17 protein-coding genes are annotated in these 17,335 nt (G+C 71.1%); 5 read left to right on the forward strand and 12 right to left on the reverse strand.

Annotated elements, in window-relative coordinates; all coding sequences use genetic code 11:
* Positions 1 to 206: 206 nt before the first annotated feature.
* The 8 genes from ACFXDE_RS32655 to ACFXDE_RS32690 all read right to left on the reverse strand — a co-directional run bounded on the left by ACFXDE_RS32655 (position 207) and on the right by ACFXDE_RS32690 (position 7,028).
* Complete coding sequence (locus tag ACFXDE_RS32655; protein WP_078860786.1) at positions 207 to 539, reverse strand: metal-sulfur cluster assembly factor; 333 nt, start codon at positions 537 to 539, stop codon at positions 207 to 209.
* 112 nt (positions 540 to 651) lie between these two features.
* The gene (gene sufU, locus ACFXDE_RS32660) at positions 652 to 1,104 is read right to left on the reverse strand and encodes a Fe-S cluster assembly sulfur transfer protein SufU (protein ID WP_380444473.1); all 453 of its coding nucleotides are present in this window, start codon (positions 1,102 to 1,104) and stop codon (positions 652 to 654) included.
* Between the two features lie 17 nt (positions 1,105 to 1,121).
* Positions 1,122 to 2,381 (reverse strand): cysteine desulfurase, encoded by a 1,260-nt coding sequence (locus tag ACFXDE_RS32665; RefSeq protein WP_380444471.1) that lies wholly within the window; start codon positions 2,379 to 2,381, stop codon positions 1,122 to 1,124.
* Positions 2,378 to 3,142 carry a Fe-S cluster assembly ATPase SufC gene (gene sufC / locus ACFXDE_RS32670; protein ID WP_380444470.1) on the reverse strand — a complete coding sequence of 255 codons (765 nt, stop codon included), beginning with the start codon at positions 3,140 to 3,142 and terminating at the stop codon, positions 2,378 to 2,380. Before sufC ends, ACFXDE_RS32665 begins: the two co-directional genes overlap by 4 nt.
* Positions 3,143 to 3,148: 6 nt before the next feature.
* Positions 3,149 to 3,466: a bifunctional 3-phenylpropionate/cinnamic acid dioxygenase ferredoxin subunit gene (locus ACFXDE_RS32675; RefSeq protein ID WP_329928500.1), complete on the reverse strand. Its 318-nt coding sequence runs from the start codon at positions 3,464 to 3,466 to the stop codon at positions 3,149 to 3,151.
* Positions 3,467 to 3,471: 5 nt separating this feature from the next.
* Positions 3,472 to 4,701: a Fe-S cluster assembly protein SufD gene (gene sufD / locus ACFXDE_RS32680; RefSeq protein ID WP_380498179.1), complete on the reverse strand. Its 1,230-nt coding sequence runs from the start codon at positions 4,699 to 4,701 to the stop codon at positions 3,472 to 3,474.
* A 59-nt stretch (positions 4,702 to 4,760) separates the two neighbouring features.
* A complete protein-coding gene (sufB, locus tag ACFXDE_RS32685; protein ID WP_380444466.1) occupies positions 4,761 to 6,176 on the reverse strand; it encodes a Fe-S cluster assembly protein SufB in 1,416 nt (471 codons plus the stop codon).
* A gap of 9 nt (positions 6,177 to 6,185) precedes the next feature.
* The gene (locus tag ACFXDE_RS32690; protein WP_380444464.1) at positions 6,186 to 7,028 is read right to left on the reverse strand and encodes a helix-turn-helix transcriptional regulator; all 843 of its coding nucleotides are present in this window, start codon (positions 7,026 to 7,028) and stop codon (positions 6,186 to 6,188) included.
* Between the two features lie 163 nt (positions 7,029 to 7,191).
* On the opposite strand from ACFXDE_RS32690, the gene ACFXDE_RS32695 reads away from it, so the two are divergent.
* Positions 7,192 to 8,121 carry an ABC transporter ATP-binding protein gene (locus tag ACFXDE_RS32695; RefSeq protein WP_380498180.1) on the forward strand — a complete coding sequence of 310 codons (930 nt, stop codon included), beginning with the start codon at positions 7,192 to 7,194 and terminating at the stop codon, positions 8,119 to 8,121.
* A gap of 41 nt (positions 8,122 to 8,162) precedes the next feature.
* Positions 8,163 to 8,882: an ABC transporter permease gene (locus ACFXDE_RS32700; protein WP_380444482.1), complete on the forward strand. Its 720-nt coding sequence runs from the start codon at positions 8,163 to 8,165 to the stop codon at positions 8,880 to 8,882.
* Positions 8,883 to 8,955: 73 nt separating this feature from the next.
* Here the strand turns inward: ACFXDE_RS32700 and ACFXDE_RS32705 are convergent, their stop codons facing one another.
* On the reverse strand, positions 8,956 to 9,660 hold the full coding sequence (locus ACFXDE_RS32705) for an LAETG motif-containing sortase-dependent surface protein (RefSeq protein WP_380498181.1): 705 nt from the start codon (positions 9,658 to 9,660) through the stop codon (positions 8,956 to 8,958).
* Positions 9,661 to 9,959: 299 nt separating this feature from the next.
* Positions 9,960 to 11,276: a choice-of-anchor A family protein gene (locus ACFXDE_RS32710; protein WP_380498182.1), complete on the reverse strand. Its 1,317-nt coding sequence runs from the start codon at positions 11,274 to 11,276 to the stop codon at positions 9,960 to 9,962.
* A gap of 187 nt (positions 11,277 to 11,463) precedes the next feature.
* Between ACFXDE_RS32710 and ACFXDE_RS32715 the strand changes: the two genes are divergently transcribed.
* Complete coding sequence (locus ACFXDE_RS32715; protein ID WP_380498202.1) at positions 11,464 to 12,444, forward strand: heme A synthase; 981 nt, start codon at positions 11,464 to 11,466, stop codon at positions 12,442 to 12,444.
* A 74-nt stretch (positions 12,445 to 12,518) separates the two neighbouring features.
* On the opposite strand, the gene ACFXDE_RS32720 is transcribed toward ACFXDE_RS32715, so the two are convergent.
* Positions 12,519 to 12,851: a hypothetical protein gene (locus ACFXDE_RS32720; protein ID WP_380444457.1), complete on the reverse strand. Its 333-nt coding sequence runs from the start codon at positions 12,849 to 12,851 to the stop codon at positions 12,519 to 12,521.
* A gap of 92 nt (positions 12,852 to 12,943) precedes the next feature.
* Between ACFXDE_RS32720 and ACFXDE_RS32725 the strand changes: the two genes are divergently transcribed.
* Positions 12,944 to 13,585 (forward strand): DUF2461 domain-containing protein, encoded by a 642-nt coding sequence (locus tag ACFXDE_RS32725; protein WP_380498183.1) that lies wholly within the window; start codon positions 12,944 to 12,946, stop codon positions 13,583 to 13,585.
* Positions 13,586 to 13,700: 115 nt separating this feature from the next.
* Here ACFXDE_RS32725 and ACFXDE_RS32730 read toward each other — a convergent pair whose 3' ends face one another.
* Positions 13,701 to 14,651, reverse strand: a complete 951-nt coding sequence (locus ACFXDE_RS32730; RefSeq protein ID WP_380498184.1) for a heme o synthase — start codon at positions 14,649 to 14,651, stop codon at positions 13,701 to 13,703.
* A gap of 449 nt (positions 14,652 to 15,100) precedes the next feature.
* Here ACFXDE_RS32730 and tkt point away from each other — a divergent pair, with 449 nt between their 5' ends.
* Positions 15,101 to 17,200, forward strand: a complete 2,100-nt coding sequence (gene tkt / locus ACFXDE_RS32735) for a transketolase (RefSeq protein WP_380498185.1) — start codon at positions 15,101 to 15,103, stop codon at positions 17,198 to 17,200.
* Positions 17,201 to 17,335: the final 135 nt, after the last annotated feature.

Here is a 17,335-nt window from a genome sequence, read left to right on the forward strand (position 1 = left end):
CGCCCCCCGGGGGGGGGCGCCCGGCGCCCGGGGCGGGGGGGGCCACCCGCCTTGTGGGGGGGGGGGGGTGGATGGTGGGGAACGGCGGTGAACCCGCGCAGCAAAGGGGATCAAGCGCGGGTGTTCACCCGGCTGCGGGCGAAGCGGAAACGCGGAAACGCCGCTGCCCGGAGTCCCGGGCAGCGGCGTTCGGTACGGCGAAGACCTCAGACGTTGAAGCCCAGCGCGCGCAGCTGGTCGCGGCCGTCGTCGGTGATCTTGTCCGGGCCCCACGGCGGCATCCAGACCCAGTTGATCCGCAGGTCCTGCACCAGGCCGTCGGTGGCGGTCTTGGCCTGGTCCTCGATGACGTCGGTCAGCGGGCAGGCCGCCGAGGTGAGCGTCATGTCGATGGTGGCCACGTCGGACTCGTCGATGTGGATGCCGTAGATCAGGCCCAGGTTGACGACGTCGATGCCCAGTTCGGGGTCGACGACGTCCATCAGGGCCTCGGTCAGGTCCTCGACGGAGACGGTGCCGGCGGTGGTACCGACGATCAGGCCGGTCGGCTGCTCCCCCGCGGCGGTGTCCGCAGCGGAGGCCGTGGCGTCGGCGGTGGCGTCGGCGGTGGTGGTGCTCTCGTCACTCATGGTTGGTCCTCCTCTGCTCGGGTCAGTCGTTCACGGCGGGGTGCTGGGCGAGCGCCTTGGCGGTGGCGTCCTTCCAGGCCATCCAGCTCAGCAGGGCGCACTTGACGCGGGCCGGGTACTTGGAGACGCCGGCGAACGCGACCGCGTCCTCCAGCACCTCCTCGTCGCCCTCGCCCTGGCCCTTGCTCTGCATCAGCTCCAGGAAGGCCTCCTGGACGGCCTGCGCCTCGCCCACGGTCTTGCCGACCACCAGGTCGTTCAGCACCGAGGCGCTGGCCTGGCTGATCGAACAGCCCTGGGACTCGTAGGACACGTCCACGACCTTCGCGCCGTCGAGCTTCACCCGAAGGGTGATCTCGTCGCCGCAGGTCGGGTTGACGTGGTGCACCTCGGCGTCGCCGTCCCGCAGCCCCTTGCCGTGGGGGTTGCGGTAGTGGTCCAGGATGATGTCCTGGTACATCGAGTCGAGCTTCATGTCCTGCGCCTGTCCCGTCAGCCGAAGAAGTTCCGGACGTGGTGCAGGCCGTCGATCAGCGCGTCGACCTCGCCCGGCGTCGAGTACAGATAGAACGACGCCCGCGTGGTCGCCGGAATTCCGTACCGCAGGCACACCGGCCGCGCGCAGTGGTGGCCGACGCGCACGGCGATGCCCTGCTCGTCCAGCACCTGGCCCACGTCGTGCGGGTGGATGTCGCCGAGGGTGAAGGAGATCGCGGCACCGCGGTCCACGGCCGTGCGCGGGCCGATGATCCGCAGGTCGGGGACCTCCAGCAGGCGCTCGACCGCGTACTCGGTGATGGCGTGCTCGTGCGCGGCGATCTTGTCCATGCCGATCGACGACAGGTAGTCGATGGCCGCGCCGAGCCCGACCGCCTGGGCGATCGGCGGGGTGCCGGCCTCGAACTTGTGCGGCGCCGGGGCGTAGGTGGACGAGCCCATGGTGACGGTCTCGATCATCTCGCCGCCGCCGAGGAACGGCGGGAGGTCCTCCAGCAGCTCCTGGCGGCCCCAGAGCACGCCGATGCCGGTCGGGGCCAGCATCTTGTGGCCGGTGAAGGCGACGAAGTCGGCCTCCAGCGCCTGCACGTCCAGCACCATGTGCGGCGCGGCCTGCGAGGCGTCGATGAGGACCAGCGCGCCGACCGACTGGGCCTTGCGCACGATCGTCTCGACCGGGTTGACGGTGCCGAGCAGGTTGGAGACCAGGGTGAAGGAGACCACCTTGGTCTTCTCGGTGATCAGCTCGTCGATGTTCGACAGGTCGAGCCGGCCCTCGTCGGTCAGCCCGAACCACTTGAGCTTCGCGCCGGTGCGCTGCGAGAGCAGCTGCCACGGGACGATGTTGGAGTGGTGCTCCATCTCCGTGATGACGATCTCGGAGTCGGCGTCCACCCGGTACGGCTCGTCGGCCCAGCCGAGCATGTTGGCGACGAGGTTGAGCGACTCCGAGGCGTTCTTGGTGAAGATCACCTCGTTGCGGCTCGGCGCGTTGACGAACGCCGCGACCTTGTCGCGCGCGCCCTCGTACAGGGCCGTGGCCTCCTCGGCGAGCACGTGCACGCCGCGGTGGACGTTGGCGTTGTGCCGCTCGTAGTAGGCGTTCAGGGCTTCGAGCACCTGGCGCGGCTTCTGCGAGGTCGCCGCGTTGTCCAGGTAGACCAGCGGCTTGTCCTCGTGCAGCACGCGCTGCAGGACCGGGAAGTCCTTGCGGATCGCGTCGGTGTCGAGCAGACCGGTCAGCGTATGGGTCACTCGGAAGCGCCACCCTTCACGTACGTCTCGTAGCCCTCGTTCTCCAGCTTGTCGGCGAGCTCGGCGCCGCCGGACTCGACGATGCGGCCGCCCGCGAACACGTGGACGTAGTCGGGCTTGATGTACCGCAGGATGCGGGTGTAGTGGGTCACCAGGAGGGTGCCGACCTCGCCGGTCGCGCGGACCCGGTTGATGCCCTCGGAGACGATCCGCAGCGCGTCGACGTCCAGGCCGGAGTCGGTCTCGTCGAGGATCGCGATCTTCGGCTTGAGGAGCTCCAGCTGGAGGATCTCGTGGCGCTTCTTCTCACCGCCGGAGAAGCCCTCGTTGACGTTGCGCTCGGCGAAGGCCGGGTCCATCTGGAGGGCGGCCATCGCCTCCTTGACCTCCTTGACCCACAGGCGCAGCTTCGGGGCCTCGCCGCGGACCGCGGTGGCGGCGGTGCGCAGGAAGTTGCTCACCGAGACGCCCGGGACCTCGACCGGGTACTGCATGGCGAGGAACACGCCGGCCTTGGCGCGCTCGTCGACGGACATCTCCAGGACGTCCTCGCCGTCCAGCAGCACGGAGCCGCCGGTGACGGTGTACTTGGGGTGGCCGGCCAGCGAGTAGGCCAGGGTGGACTTGCCGGAGCCGTTCGGACCCATGATGGCGTGGGTCTCGCCCTGCTTCACGGTCAGGTCGACGCCCTTCAGGATCTCGCGCGGGCCGTTCTCGGCGTCGACGGAGACGTGCAGGTCGCGGATTTCAAGGGTTGCCATGTGTACTCAGGACTCCTGGTTGACGGAGACGAGCACATCGTCCCCTTCGATCTTTACGGGGTAGACAGCGACCGGCTTGGTGGCGGGCAGGCCGGAGGGCTTGCCGGTGCGCAGGTCGAAGCTGGAGCCGTGCAGCCAGCACTCGATCATGCAGTCCTCGACCTCGCCCTCGGAGAGCGAGACGTTCGCGTGCGAGCAGGTGTCGTTGATCGCGAACACCCCCTCGTCGGTGCGGACCACGGAGACCGGCACGCCATTGAGGTCGACGCGCTTGGGGACGTCCTCCTGGAGGTCGCTCAGCGCGCAGGCACGGAGGTAGGTCATCGGGGTCAGACCGCCGCTTCCAGCTCGGCCTCGATCTTCTCCATGAGCTGGTCCTGGACCTCGGCCACGCCGATCTGCTGGAGCAGCTCGGCGAAGAAGCCGCGCACGACCAGGCGGCGGGCCTCGTCCGCGGGGATGCCGCGGGCCTGCAGGTAGAACAGCTGCTCGTCGTCGAAGCGGCCGGTGGCGGAGGCGTGGCCGGCGCCGACGATCTCGCCGGTCTCGATCTCCAGGTTCGGGATCGAGTCGACCCGGGCGCCGTCGGTGAGCACCAGGTTGCGGTTGAGCTCGTAGGTGTCGGTGCCGAGGGCGGCGGCGCGGATCAGCACGTCGCCGACCCAGACCGCGTGGGCGTCCTTGCCCTGCAGCGCGCCCTTGTAGGCCACGTTGGACCGGCAGTGCGGCGTGTCGTGGTCGATGACCAGGCGGTGCTCGAGGTGCTGGCCGGCGTCGGCGAAGTAGAGGCCGAACAGCTCGGCCTCGCCGCCGGGGCCGGCGTAGTTGACCCGCGGGTGGAGGCGGACCAGGTCGCCGCCGAAGGTGACGACGACGGACTTGAACGAGGCGTCGCGGCCGACCAGCGCGTTGTGCTGCGCGGCGTGGACGGCGTCGCGGTCCCAGTCCTGGACGGAGACGAAGGTGAGCTTCGCGCCGTCGCCGACCAGGAGCTCGACGTTGGCGGCGCGGGTGCCGGTGCCGACGTGGTTGAGCACCACGACGGCCTCGGCGAACGGCTTGACGTCGATCACCACGTGGGCGAAGCGGACCCCGCCCTCGGCGCGCACGTCGATCCGGACCGGCTCGGTGAGCACCGCGTCCTTGGGCACGGTGACGACCAGGGCCTGCTCGAAGGCGCTGAACGCCTGGGCGGCGACCCGGTCGACCGGCTTGCCGGCCTTGCCCAGGCGGGCGTCGTCGCGGCCGACGGTCTCGGCGGTGACGCCCTCGGGCAGCGCGAACTCGACCTTGTCCTCGCCCCGCTCGGCGGCGGCGGCGGTGCCGTCGTGCAGGCCGCCGAGGCGGTGCATCGGCGTGAACCGCCAGTCCTCCTCGCGGCCGGTCGGCACCGGGAAGTCGTTCACGTCGAAGGACGGCTTGACCGCGACGCGCGCGTCGATCGGCTGCTGGACCGTGGCCCGGCCGGTGCCGGGGCCGGCGAGCTGCGCGCCCGCACCGGCGGTGCCGACCTCGATCGAACCGGCGGTGGTGGAGCCGGTGGTGTTCTGCTCAGCCATGGCTGTTCGTTGTGCTCTCTTCCTCGGAATTCAATGGATGGCGGGTGCTCGGCCGGGGGTCAGCCGACCGCGCCCTCCATCTGCAGCTCGATCAGCCGGTTGAGCTCCAGCGCGTACTCCATCGGCAGCTCGCGCGCGATCGGCTCGACGAAGCCGCGCACGATCATCGCCATCGCCTCGAACTCGGTCATGCCCCGGCTCATCAGGTAGAACAGCTGGTCCTCGCTGACCTTGGAGACGGTCGCCTCGTGGCCCATGGACACGTCGTCCTCGCGGACGTCCACGTACGGGTAGGTGTCCGAGCGGGAGATGGTGTCGACCAGCAGCGCGTCGCACAGGACGTTGGACTTGGCGCCGTGCGAGCCCTCGCCGATCTCGATCAGACCGCGGTAGGAGGTCCGGCCACCGCCGCGCGCCACCGACTTGGAGACGATGTTGGAGGAGGTGTTCGGCGCCATGTGCACCATCTTGGCGCCGGCGTCCTGGTGCTGGCCCTCGCCCGCGAAGGCGATCGACAGGGTCTCGCCCTTGGCGTGCTCGCCCATCAGGTAGACGGCCGGGTACTTCATGGTGACCTTGGAGCCGATGTTGCCGTCGACCCACTCCATGGTCGCGCCCTCGTACGCCACGGCGCGCTTGGTGACCAGGTTGTAGACGTTGTTCGACCAGTTCTGGATGGTCGTGTAGCGGCAGCGGCCGCCCTTCTTGACGATGATCTCGACGACCGCCGAGTGCAGCGAGTCGGAGGAGTAGATCGGCGCGGTGCAGCCCTCGACGTAGTGGACGTAGGCGTCCTCGTCGACGATGATCAGCGTCCGCTCGAACTGGCCCATGTTCTCGGTGTTGATCCGGAAGTAGGCCTGCAGCGGGATGTCGACGTGCACGCCCTTCGGCACGTAGATGAACGAGCCGCCGGACCACACCGCCGTGTTCAGCGCGGCGAACTTGTTGTCGCCGGCCGGGATGACGGTGCCGAAGTACTCCTTGAAGATCTCCGGGTGCTCGCGCAGCGCGGTGTCGGTGTCCAGGAAGATGACGCCCTGCTCCTCCAGGTCCTCGCGGATCTGGTGGTAGACGACCTCGGACTCGTACTGGGCGGCGACACCGGCGACCAGGCGCTGCTTCTCCGCCTCCGGGATGCCCAGCTTGTCGTAGGTGGCCTTGATGTCCGCGGGCAGGTCCTCCCAGGACTCGGCCTGCTTCTCGGTCGAGCGGACGAAGTACTTGATGTTGTCGAAGTCGATGCCGGAGAGGTCGGAGCCCCAGGTCGGCATGGGCTTCTTGCCGAACAGCTTCAGGCCCTTGAGCCGCAGGTTCAGCATCCACTCGGACTCGCTCTTCTTCGCCGAGATGTCGCGGACGACGTCCTCGCTGAGCCCGCGCTTGGCCGCGGCACCGGCGGTGTCCGGGTCGGCCCAGCCGTACTCGTAATTGCCGAGGCCTTCGAGCTCGGGGTGCGAAACGGTGTCAGTCATGCGAGCTTCCTAACGCGCGGACGCTGAATCTTCGGTGGACGTACCGGCAGTCGGCACTGCATCGGGACCCGGCCGCGCGCTGCGCGCGGCGGACGACGATGCGGCACCGGGTGCCGGCACATAGGTGGTGCAGACCCCGTCGCCGTGGGCGATGGTGGCCAGCCGTTGCACATGGGTGCCCAGGAGCTGGGAGAAGACCTCGGTCTCCGCCTCGCAGAGCTGGGGGAACTGCTCGGCGATGTGCGCGACCGGGCAGTGGTGCTGGCAGAGCTGGGCGCCCGCCGGGGCCTTCGCCGCGGCCGACGGGACCCGCCGCACCGTGGCAGCGTACCCGTCCGCGCTCAGCGCCTGGGCGAGCGCCTCGGTGCGCTCGGAGGCTTCGGCCGTTCGCAGGGTCTCCAGGTACTTCTGGCCCTGCTTGCCGAAGCGGGCGCGCGCGAAGGCGGCGACCGCCTCCTCGCCCGCCTTGCCGCCGCCCACCGAGTCGGAGATCCAGCGCAGCGCGTCGGCCGCGAGCTGGTCGTACGCCTGGTAGAAGGCGTCCCGGCCACCGTCGGTGAGGGCGAAGACCTTGGCCGGACGGCCCCGGCCGCGGCTGCCGTAGACCCGCTGGTCGCGGGACTCGACCAGGCCCGCGGCGGCCAGTCCGTCGAGGTGGCGGCGCACGGCGGCGGCGGTGAGGCCGAGCCGGGTCGCGAGGTCGGCGGCGGAGGACGGGCCGTGGTCCAGGATCGACCGGGCGACCCGGTCGCGCGTGGCGCGGTGGCCCTCCAGCAGCACCTCGGCCGCCGTCACGGGCACGTCACAGCCGGGGGCCGACTCGGCCTCCTGGTGCGTGGCGTGCTCGCGCATGTTTTTCACAACACCAGTGTTGCGTAATTACTTCCAACAGGACAAGCCGTGATCCAGGCCTCACCCGTGTCATCAGTCACGCAGGTAAGGCTTACCTGACCTGCAGAAACGATCACCGAGGCCCCGGCGGGGCCCGGCGTGAGGCCCTCTTAGACTCGCCGGTATGCACTCCGAACCCGCGGTCCAGATCGCCGGGCTGGTCAAGCGGTACGGCGACAAGTCGGCCGTGGACGGCCTCGACCTCACCATCGCGCGCGGCGCGATCACCGCCGTCCTCGGCCCCAACGGCGCCGGCAAGACCACCACCATCGAGACCTGCGAGGGCTACCGCCGCCCCGACGCCGGCACCGTCCGCGTCCTCGGCCTCGACCCGGTCGCCCAGCACGCCGCCCTGCGCCCGCGGATCGGCGTCATGCTGCAGTCCGGCGGCGTGTACGCGGGCGCCCGCGCCGTCGAGATGCTGCGGCACACCGCCACGCTGCACGCCCACCCGCTGGACGTCGACGCCCTGGTCGAGCGGCTCGGCCTCGGCTCCTGCGGCCGCACCGCCTACCGGCGCCTCTCCGGCGGCCAGCAGCAGCGGCTCGCCCTCGCCATGGCCGTGGTCGGCCGCCCCGAGCTGGTCTTCCTCGACGAGCCCACCGCCGGCCTCGACCCGCAGGCCCGCCGCGCCACCTGGGAGCTGGTCCGCGACCTGCGCCGGGACGGCGTCACCGTGGTCGTCACCACGCACCACATGGACGAGGCCGAGCAGCTCGCCGACCACGTCGCCGTCGTCGACCGCGGCAGGGTCATCGCCACCGGCACCCCCGAGGAGCTGTGCCGCGGCGGCGCCGAGAACGCGCTGCGCTTCGACGGCCCGCCCGGACTCGACCTCGGCCCGCTGCTCAAGGAGCTGCCCGGGGGCACGGCCGCCACCGAGACGGCCCCCGGCAGCTACCGCGTCGAGGCCGCGACCGTGGACCCGCAGCTGCTGGCCGCCGTCACCTCCTGGTGCGCGGCCTCCGGCATCCTCCCCGAGCGGCTCGCCGTGCAGCGCCGCAGCCTCGAAGACGTCTTCCTCGACCTGACCGGACGGGACCTGCGCTCGTGACCGACTACTCCCCCAGGCCGGGTGCGGCCCCCGTCGGCCGGATGCTGCTCGCGCAGACCGCGTTCGAGACCAGGATGCTGCTGCGCAACGGCGAGCAGCTGCTGCTCACGGTCGTCATCCCGACCGTCCTGCTGGTGCTGTTCTCCGCCGTCGACGTCGTCGCGGTGGAGGGCCCCGGCAAGCGGGTCGACTTCCTGGCGCCCGGTCTGCTGGCGCTCGCCGTGATGTCCACCGCGTTCACCGGCCAGGCCATCGCCACCGGCTTCGAGCGCCGCTACGGCGTGCTGAAGCGGCTCGGCGCGAGCCCGCTGCCGCGCTGGGCGCTGCTGACCGCCAAGACCGGCTGCGTGCTGGTCACCGAGGCGCTGCAGGTCGCGCTGCTGTCGGTGATCGCGCTGGCGCTCGGCTGGTCCCCGCACGGCGACCCGTTCTCGGTGGCCGCGCTGCTGGTCCTCGGCACGGCCGCCTTCTCCGGGCTCGGCCTGCTGATGGCCGGCACGCTCAGGGCCGAGGCGACACTGGCCGCCGCGAACCTCGTGTTCATCCTGCTGCTACTGGGGGGCGGGGTGATCGTGCCGCTGACCAAGTTCCCGTCCGCCGTGCAGTCGGTGCTGGAGCTGCTGCCGATCGCGGCGCTCTCGGACGGCCTGCGGTCCGTCCTGCAGACCGGCGCCGGGGTGCCGTGGTCGGACCTCGGGATCCTGGCCGGCTGGGCCGTCGTCGGCCTGGCCGCCGCCGCGCGCTTCTTCCGCTGGGAGTAGTCCCGGCCGTCAACGCACAGCGCCCCCCGGCCACTTGAGGCCGGGGGGCGCTGTGCGTACTACCGGTGGACCGTCAGCTGTGGCTGCCGCCACGGCGCTTGCGGGCGAACAGCACGATCGCGCCGCCGAGCAGCAGCACCCCGGCGCCGGCCGCCGCGATGACGGGGGTGGCCGAGCTGCCACCGGTCTCGGCGAGGGCCGGGCCGCCGGTGCTCGGCGCCGGGGCCGGGGTCCTGCTCGCGGGCGGCGTCACCGACGGGGCCGCGGTGCCCGGCGGGGTGGTGCTCGGGGTCGGCGTCACGCTGGGGACCGGCGTCGGCGGGGTGGTCGGCGTCGTCGTCGGGGTCGGCGTGGGGGTGGGCGTCTTGGTGGGCGTGGGGGTGGGCGTGGGGGTCGGCGTCGGCGTGTGGCAGGGCTGGATCGTCTCGGACTCGTCGATGTTCCAACCGGGCTCGGCCGGGGTCTCCGTGGTGGTCACCACGAAGGTCGCCTTGATCGGCGCGGAGTGGTCCTTCACCGGGAAGGTGCCGTGGAACTCCTTGCCGAACTTCTTGTCCAGCACCTTCTCACCGTCGATGGTGAGCGTGACGTTGTTCGTCACGGTGTCCTTCTCGCTGTACTTGACCAGATCGATCACGATCTTGTCGCAGTCCACCTTCCACGCCGGCACGTGGGCCGAAGCCGGCCCGGCCAGGCTCAGGGGCAGGAGGATTCCGGCCGCCACCGTACCGGCGAGTGCCGCCGCTCCGATCCCGAAGTGCCGCTGCTGTCGTGCCATTGCCCTGTTCCCCTCCGAACGGTCTTGTGCAGCAGGCGTGTTGAGTGCTTCGCGGTGGCCCGCTACGGCTGTCCGGGGGACTCTACCGGCACTCCCGCACCTCGCCACACCCCGCCGTACGACCGGATTTCGTCTGTCGGTCTCACGATGGATGTGCATGACCAGCCCACCACAGGCGCCACCACGCACAACGCGGAATCGGCGAACCCGAATGGACTTCGTCACCTGACTGAAAAAACGCAGCCCCCGGTGATCAGGTTCAATCACCGGGGGCGCGGCTTCGATCAGCCGACGAACGGTCAGGCCTTCTTCGCCGCCCGACGACGCGTCGCCACGACGATTCCACCGCCGGCCGCGAGCACCACCGCGCCGCCGATCGCCAGCGGCAGGACGGGCCCGGAACCGGTGTGCGCGAGCCCGCCGCCGGTGTTCGCCGACGCCGAGGGGCTCGCCGGCGCGGAGGCCGCCGGCGCACTGGTGGACGGCGAGGCGGACGCACTGGGCGACGCGCCCCCGCCCGCCGGTCCCGACGGCGTCCCCGACGGCGTCCCCGACGGCGTTCCGGACGGCTGCGCGGTGGCGCCCGGCGTCGACGGCGTGCCGGTCGGCACCACCGGCGGCACGGTCGGCGTCCCGGTCGGGGTCGCGGACGGCGTCGGGAGGACGGCCGGCAGGCAGCCGGTGAAGGGGTAGTGGTGCGTCTCGGCGCCGCCCTTGCCGGTCAGCGAGGCGGCGATCACCGAGCCGTTGACCGGGCCGCCGCTGCCGAGGTCGAAGGCGGCGTTCGGGGCGAGCACGGTACCGGCCCAGGCGGCCTTGCTGCTCTTGACCACCTTGGTCGCGGACGGGAAGTTCCAGAGCAGCCCGGCCCGGACGGCACCGCCGGCCGCGCTCTGGAGCTTGTCGTCCAGGACGTAGGCCGCCTTGGCCTCGTCCCACAGCTGGAAGCCGGTGGTCCCGGCCGCCGCCATGTCGTACGACGAGCCGGTCACGGTGACGACGGTCACCGAGCCGGCCGGCACCCGGACGAAGACGTCCTTCGCGCCCTGGAGCTTCGCGGCGTCGACGGTGAAGCCGTTGTACTTCGCGTCCCCGCCGGTCAGCGTCAGCCTGCCGCCGTCGGCCTGGACGGTGGCCCCGGCGGTCTGCGGCACGGCGGCCAGCGCGGCGGAGGCGGCGCGCAGCTTGGCGAACTCGGCCTTGAAGTCGATCGGGGAGGCACCCCGGCCGACCTTGCCCTGGTGAGCCTCCAGCACCCCGGTCAGCGTGCCGCCGTAGACGCCGTTGCCCTTCATCACCTGGGTGTTGGTACCGGTCAGATCGCCGGCCACCACGAGGGCGTTGCCGCCCGGCAGGGCGGCGACCTGCTCGGCGGTGAGCTCCTGGCCGACCGAGAAGCCGCCGCGGAAGTCGGCGTTGCCGCCCACCGCGACCGCGCCCTCGGCGTCCGGGGTGTGGGTGTCGTCGCCCTCGACGAACTCGCCGTAGAGGCCGGCGACCCCGAGGCCGCGGCACTCCTGGTCGGCGCCGACGGCCTGGGCGGCCGGCGCGACGAGGCCGGCCAGTGCGAGCGAGCCGCCGACCGCGAGCGCGGCGGCGGACGTGGATATGCGCATGTGCAGAGCTCCGCTTACGTGCGGGAGGAGTGGAGGGGGCCCCGAAAAAGGTATGGACCAATCCGCACTCTTTCGGCCGAACGGGTGAATGGTCAAGACCATTGACCGCCTTGACCGGAAGATCCGTTTTGCGCACCCGGTGCCCTACTCGCGCCCCGCCCCAAGATCGCCCGTAAGGCCGCCTACGATTGAGCGCGTGCTGAACCCCTTCTCCCTGCTCGCCGACCGCTGGCAGCCGTCCGCCGCGATGGTCCGGCGCGCCGCGTTCGCCGCGCTGGTGATGAGCGTGGTGATCGTCGTCACCGGCGGCGCCGTCCGCCTCACCGCCTCCGGCCTCGGCTGTACGACCTGGCCCCGCTGCACTGCCGACAGCCTGACGCCCACCGCCGCGATGGGCTTCCACGGCATCGTCGAGTTCACCAACCGGATGCTCACCTATGTGCTGAGCGCCGCCATCGGCTGGGCGATTCTCGCCGCGCGCTGCCACCGCCCGTGGCGGCGCAGCCTGACGAAGCTCGGCTGGGCGCAGTTCTGGCTGGTGATGAGCAACGCGGTGCTCGGCGGCATCACCGTGCTGACGGGCCTCAACCCGTACACCGTCGCGCTGCACATGATCGCCGCGATGGCCCTGGTGTGGGTGGCGCTGCTGATGTGGGAGCGCAGCAAGGAGGGCGACGGCCCGGCGAAGCTCGCGGTGGCCGGCCCGATCCACCGGCTCTCCTACGTGCTGGTCGCCGCGATCGGAACGCTCGTCGCCGCCGGCACCCTGGTCACCGGCGCCGGCCACCACCCCGGCACGCCGCAGGACAACAAGATCGTGCCGCGCATCCCGATCGACTACGACCGCCTCGCGCAGTTCCACGCCGACTTCGCCTTCATCTCGGTCGGCCTGACCATCGCGATGATCTTCGTCTTCGCCGCGATCAAGGCCCCCCAGCCCGCAAAGGCCCGCACGAAAGAACTGCTCGCAGTGCTCCTCCTCCAGGGCGTGCTGGGCTTCATCCAGTACTTCACGGACGCCCCGGAGCTGATGGTCGGCCTCCACATGCTCGGCGCCACCCTGACCTGGATCGCCGCCCTGCGCGTCCCCCTCGCCCTGCGCACCCGCGCGGACGGGGAAGCCCCCGGACAGCTGCCCGCGCAGACCCCGCAGACCGCCTCGGTCTGACCCCTGCGGCACACACGACGGCCCGGCTCCCCCGCAAAGGGAGCCGGGCCGTTCGCCGTACGGGGGCCGGGCGGTCAGCCGCCGAGCTGGATGCCGGCCATCCGCTTCCACTCGTACGGGCCGGTCTTCACCTTGAGGGCCAGCTCGCCCTCGAAGTCGTCGTGCAGGGTCAGCCCGGCCAGCTCGGCGGCCCGGCGGCCGACGGCGTAGCTCGGGGCCACCTGGTCGCCCCAGGCGCCGTCCGCGCCGACCACGACGATCCGGGTGGCCACGGCGCCGACGTACTCGACGACCGCGTCGGCGCTGCCGCCGTGCTGCGCGGCGAAGCTGGTCAGGTTCTTGGCGATGCGCTTGGCGCGGCGCTCGGTGCGGGCGTCCGACGCGGCGGGGGTGGTCTCTGCGCTCATGCCCGCATGCTACCCACCGGTAGCGGCCCTGGCGACGGGAGCACCCTGTGCACCGGGCCACATACCGCCCCCGCTCGATCCATACTGGCCGTGTGACCTTCTCCGGCTGGCCTGCCGAGGCGCTCGAATTCTACGAGCACCTGGAGGCCGACAACTCGAAGACCTTCTGGCAGGCCCACAAGGACCGCTACGACGAGGCCGTGCGCGCCCCCATGGAGGAGCTGCTGGCCGAGCTGGAACCGGAGTTCGGGCCGGGGAAGATCTTCCGCCCCAACCGCGACGTCCGCTTCAGCGCCGACAAGTCCCCGTACAAGACGCACATCGGCGCCCACCTGGAGGCAGGCGGCTACGTCCAGCTCTCCGCCGACGGCCTGGCCTGCGGCAACGGCATGTACCAGCTCGCCGCGGACCAGCTGGAGCGCTACCGCGCGGCCGTCGCCGAGGACGTCTCCGGGGCCGAACTGGAGCGCGTGATCGCCCGGGTGGAGAAGGACGGCCCGCGGGTCTTCGGCCGCGACAGCCTGAAGTCCGCCCCGCGCGGCTACCCCAAGGACCACCCCAGGATCGAGCTGCTGCGCCACAAGGGCCTCATGGCCTGGCAGGAGTGGCCGCCCGCGAAGTGGCTGGGCACCCGCACCGCGCACACCCGGATCGCCGCCTTCCTGCGGGCCTCCCAGCCGCTCAAGGACTGGCTGGACGGCCACGTCGGCCCGTCCGAACTCCCCGCACGTTGAAGGCCGATGAAGGCCGAAGAACGCGGAAGAACGCGGAAGAACGCGGAAGAACGCGGAAGAACGCGGAAGAGCCCCGGTCCACCAGGACCGGGGCTCTTCTGCCGTACGACAACGCCTACTTCACGAACGGGTCGATCGCACACACGACGAACAGCAGTGACAGGTAGGTGATCGACCAGTGGAACAGCCGCATCTCCTTCAGCTTGGCGCCCACGATCCCGGCCTTGGCCCGCCCGTACAGCGCGTGCGCCTCGCGCAGCCAGAACCCGCCGAGCAGCACCGCGGCGACCGGGTAAAGCCAGCTCATGTGCCCCAGCGGCCACACCGCCAGCGAGGTCGCCACCATCACCCAGGAGTAGGCGACGACCTGCTTGCCGACCGCCACGTTGCCCTTGACCACCGGCAGCATCGGCACGCCGGCCCGCTCGTAGTCGTCGCGCACCTTCATCGACAGCACCCAGGTGTGCGGGGGCGTCCAGAAGAACACCACCAGGAACAGCGCCACCGCCGCCCAGGACACCGAGTTCGTCACCGAGGACCAGCCGATCAGCACCGGCATGCAGCCGGCGATGCCGCCCCACACGATGTTCTGCGAGGTGCGCCGCTTGAGCCCCAGCGTGTAGACGAAGACGTAGAACAGCAGCGCGCCGAGCGCCAGCCCAGAGGACAGCCAGTTGACGCCGAAGCCGAGCAGCAGCGTGGAGACGACCGCGAGTGCTACGCCGAACACCAGCGCCTCACGCGGCGACACCATCCCGGTGACGATCGGTCGCCTCTCGGTGCGGGCCATCAGGGCGTCGATGTCGCGGTCGATGTACATGTTGAGGGCGTTGGCGCCGCCGGCCGAGAGGTAACCGCCGACCACGACCTTGAGCACCAGCAGCATGTTCGGGACGCCCTGCTGGGCCAGGAACATCACCGGCACGGTGCTCATCAGCAGCAGCTCGATGATCCGCGGCTTGGTCAGTGCGACGAACGCGCCGACACGGGCCCCAATCGGCCGGTGATGCGCAGGCGTCGCCCCGGTGACCCCGGCGGGACGGGTTTCGACGGCGGTCACTAACACCCCAACTGAAGATGAATCCTCGCAGGCGTCCACAGGAACGAAGGCTCCCAAATCGACCGCTCTGCGCGTACCACGCCACCTTAGACGCTCCATATCTCCCCACCGGCTCCGGGGTCCCCCGGCGGGGCGGAACGCACACCCCTGGGTGAACCCACGAACTCCGACCACTCGGTCCCGCCTCCCCCGTCCTGCTCATCGGAGGGGCAGGGCCCGCCAAAACAGGAGAGCCTGGGACAAAACGCCCCAGAGCGGCATCGTGGGAATCGCCATACCCGAATTCCGGTTGTCCCAGCACGCAGGGTGAGCCCCGGGCCGGACGGTAGGCTCGCACACAGAAGCGGGATCTACCCTCCGTGACCGGCACCACCAGCGTCGGGACCACAGCGCCGTGGCCGACCGGGTCCCCTTCACGGGGTCACTCTTCACAACGGAAGGAGCCCTGAGACAGGGTGAGCACGACGCCGACGAACACATTCGAGTGGTCCGAACTGGATGAGCGCACGGTTGACACGGCCCGGGTCCTGGCCATGGACGCCGTCCAGAAGGTCGGCAACGGACACCCCGGGACGGCCATGTCGCTGGCCCCGGCGGCGTACCTGATCTTCCAGCGTTTCCTGCGGCACGACCCCACCGACCCCTCCTGGGTGGGGCGCGACCGATTCGTCCTCTCCCCCGGGCACACCAGCCTGACCCTCTACACCCAGCTCTACCTCTCGGGCTACGGCCTGGAGCTGGACGACCTCAAGGCCTTCCGCGTCGCGGGCAGCCGCACCCCCGGTCACCCCGAGCACGGCCACACCGCCGGCGTCGAGACCACGACCGGTCCGCTCGGCCAGGGCATCGCCAACGCGGTCGGCATGGCGATGGCCGCCCGCTACGAGCGCGGCCTCTTCGACCCGGACGCCCCGGCCGGCGAGTCCCCGTTCGACCACACGATCTGGGCCATCGTCTCCGACGGCGACCTGGAGGAGGGCATCTCGGCCGAGGCCTCCTCGCTGGCCGGGCACCAGCAGCTGGGCAACCTCGTCGCCCTGTACGACGACAACCACATCTCCATCGAGGGCGACACCGAGACGGCCTTCTCCGAGGACGTCCTCAAGCGCTACGAGGCGTACGGCTGGCACGTCCAGCGGGTCACCCCGAAGGCGAACGGCGACATCGACGTCGCCGCCCTCGCCGACGCGCTGGCCGCCGCCAAGGCCGAGACCGCCCGCCCGTCGATGATCGCTATGCGCACGATCATCGCCTGGCCGGCCCCGGACGCCCAGAACACCGCCAAGGCCCACGGCTCCGCCCTCGGCGCCGCCGAGATCGCCGCCACCAAGAAGGTCCTGGGCTTCGACCCGGAGAAGACCTTCGAGGTCTCCGACAAGGTCATCGAGCACGCCCGCCTGGTGATCAAGCGCGGCAAGGCCGCCCGCGACGCGTGGCAGGGCTCCTTCGAGGCCTGGCGCGCCGCCAACCCGCACCGGGCCGGCGAGTTCGACCGCATCCAGGCCGGCGAGCTGCCCGAGGGCTGGAAGAAGACCGTCCCGTCCTTCCCGGCCGGGAAGGACGTCGCCACCCGCAAGGCCTCCGGCGAGACCCTCAAGGCGATCGGCGCGGTGATCCCGGAGCTGTGGGGCGGCTCGGCCGACCTCGCGGAGTCCAACCTCACCACCATCGACGAGGAGAGCTCCTTCCTCCCCGAGGGCAACCCGCTGAAGTCGGCGAGCCCGTACGGCCGGACGATCCACTTCGGCATCCGCGAGCACGCCATGGGCTCGACCATGAACGGCATCGCCCTGCACGGCAGGACCCGCGTGTACGGCGGCACCTTCCTGGTCTTCGCGGACTACATGCGCCCGGCCGTCCGCCTGGCCGCGCTCATGAAGCTGCCGGTCACCTACGTCTGGACGCACGACTCCATCGGCCTCGGCGAGGACGGCCCGACCCACCAGCCGGTCGAGCACCTGGCCTCGCTGCGCGCCATCCCGGGCCTGTCCATGGTCCGCCCGGCCGACGCCAACGAGACCGCCGTCGCCTGGCGCACCGTCATCGAGCGGCAGACCAGCCACCCCGGCCCGGTCGGCCTGGCGCTCACCCGCCAGAACGTCCCGACCTTCGACCGCGAGGTCTTCGGCTCCGCCGAGGGCACCGCGAAGGGCGGCTACGTCCTGGCCGAGGCCGGCAACGGCGACCCGCAGGTGATCCTCCTGGGCACCGGCTCCGAGGTCCAGCTGGCCGTCAAGGCCCGCGAGGTCCTGGAGGCCGAGGGCATCGCCACCCGCGTCGTCTCGCTGCCGTCCTTCGAGTGGTTCCAGGAGCAGGACCAGGCCTACCGCGACAGCGTGCTGCCGCCGTCGGTCAAGGCCCGCGTCTCGGTCGAGGCCGGCATCGCCCAGGGCTGGCGCGAGCTGGTCGGCGACCACGGCCGGATCGTTTCGCTGGACCACTTCGGCGCCTCCGCGGACTACCAGGTGCTGTTCGAGGAGTTCGGCCTGACCGCCGAGCGCGTGGTGGCCGAGGCCCACAACGCCCTGCGCTCCCTCGAAGCCGTCAACCGCTAGCCCCTCGGGCCGCGTACCCGCCCGCACGCGGGTACGCGGGCCCGCTTACCACCCCACGAAATACGTATAAGAAAGGCAGATCACCCATAACGACCGCCTCAAACGCCTCAGGGAACGACGGGTGGGGTTCTGGGT

It is taken from the genome of Kitasatospora sp. NPDC059408, assembly GCF_042751525.1.
GTDB lineage: Bacteria > Actinomycetota > Actinomycetes > Streptomycetales > Streptomycetaceae > Kitasatospora.

What these genes read in the sequence shown, in the direction of transcription:
- sufU (WP_380444473.1), bottom strand. Translation starts at nt 1,104, where the DNA reads ATGAAGCTCGACTCGATGTACCAGGACATCATCCTGGACCACTACCGC.
- sufC (WP_380444470.1), bottom strand. Translation starts at nt 3,142, where the DNA reads ATGGCAACCCTTGAAATCCGCGACCTGCACGTCTCCGTCGACGCCGAG.
- ACFXDE_RS32675 (WP_329928500.1), bottom strand. Translation starts at nt 3,466, where the DNA reads ATGACCTACCTCCGTGCCTGCGCGCTGAGCGACCTCCAGGAGGACGTC.
- sufD (WP_380498179.1), bottom strand. Translation starts at nt 4,701, where the DNA reads ATGGCTGAGCAGAACACCACCGGCTCCACCACCGCCGGTTCGATCGAG.
- sufB (WP_380444466.1), bottom strand. Translation starts at nt 6,176, where the DNA reads ATGACTGACACCGTTTCGCACCCCGAGCTCGAAGGCCTCGGCAATTAC.
- ACFXDE_RS32690 (WP_380444464.1), bottom strand. Translation starts at nt 7,028, where the DNA reads ATGCGCGAGCACGCCACGCACCAGGAGGCCGAGTCGGCCCCCGGCTGT.
- ACFXDE_RS32695 (WP_380498180.1), top strand. Translation starts at nt 7,192, where the DNA reads ATGCACTCCGAACCCGCGGTCCAGATCGCCGGGCTGGTCAAGCGGTAC.
- ACFXDE_RS32700 (WP_380444482.1), top strand. Translation starts at nt 8,163, where the DNA reads ATGCTGCTCGCGCAGACCGCGTTCGAGACCAGGATGCTGCTGCGCAAC.
- ACFXDE_RS32705 (WP_380498181.1), bottom strand. Translation starts at nt 9,660, where the DNA reads ATGGCACGACAGCAGCGGCACTTCGGGATCGGAGCGGCGGCACTCGCC.
- ACFXDE_RS32710 (WP_380498182.1), bottom strand. Translation starts at nt 11,276, where the DNA reads ATGCGCATATCCACGTCCGCCGCCGCGCTCGCGGTCGGCGGCTCGCTC.
- ACFXDE_RS32720 (WP_380444457.1), bottom strand. Translation starts at nt 12,851, where the DNA reads ATGAGCGCAGAGACCACCCCCGCCGCGTCGGACGCCCGCACCGAGCGC.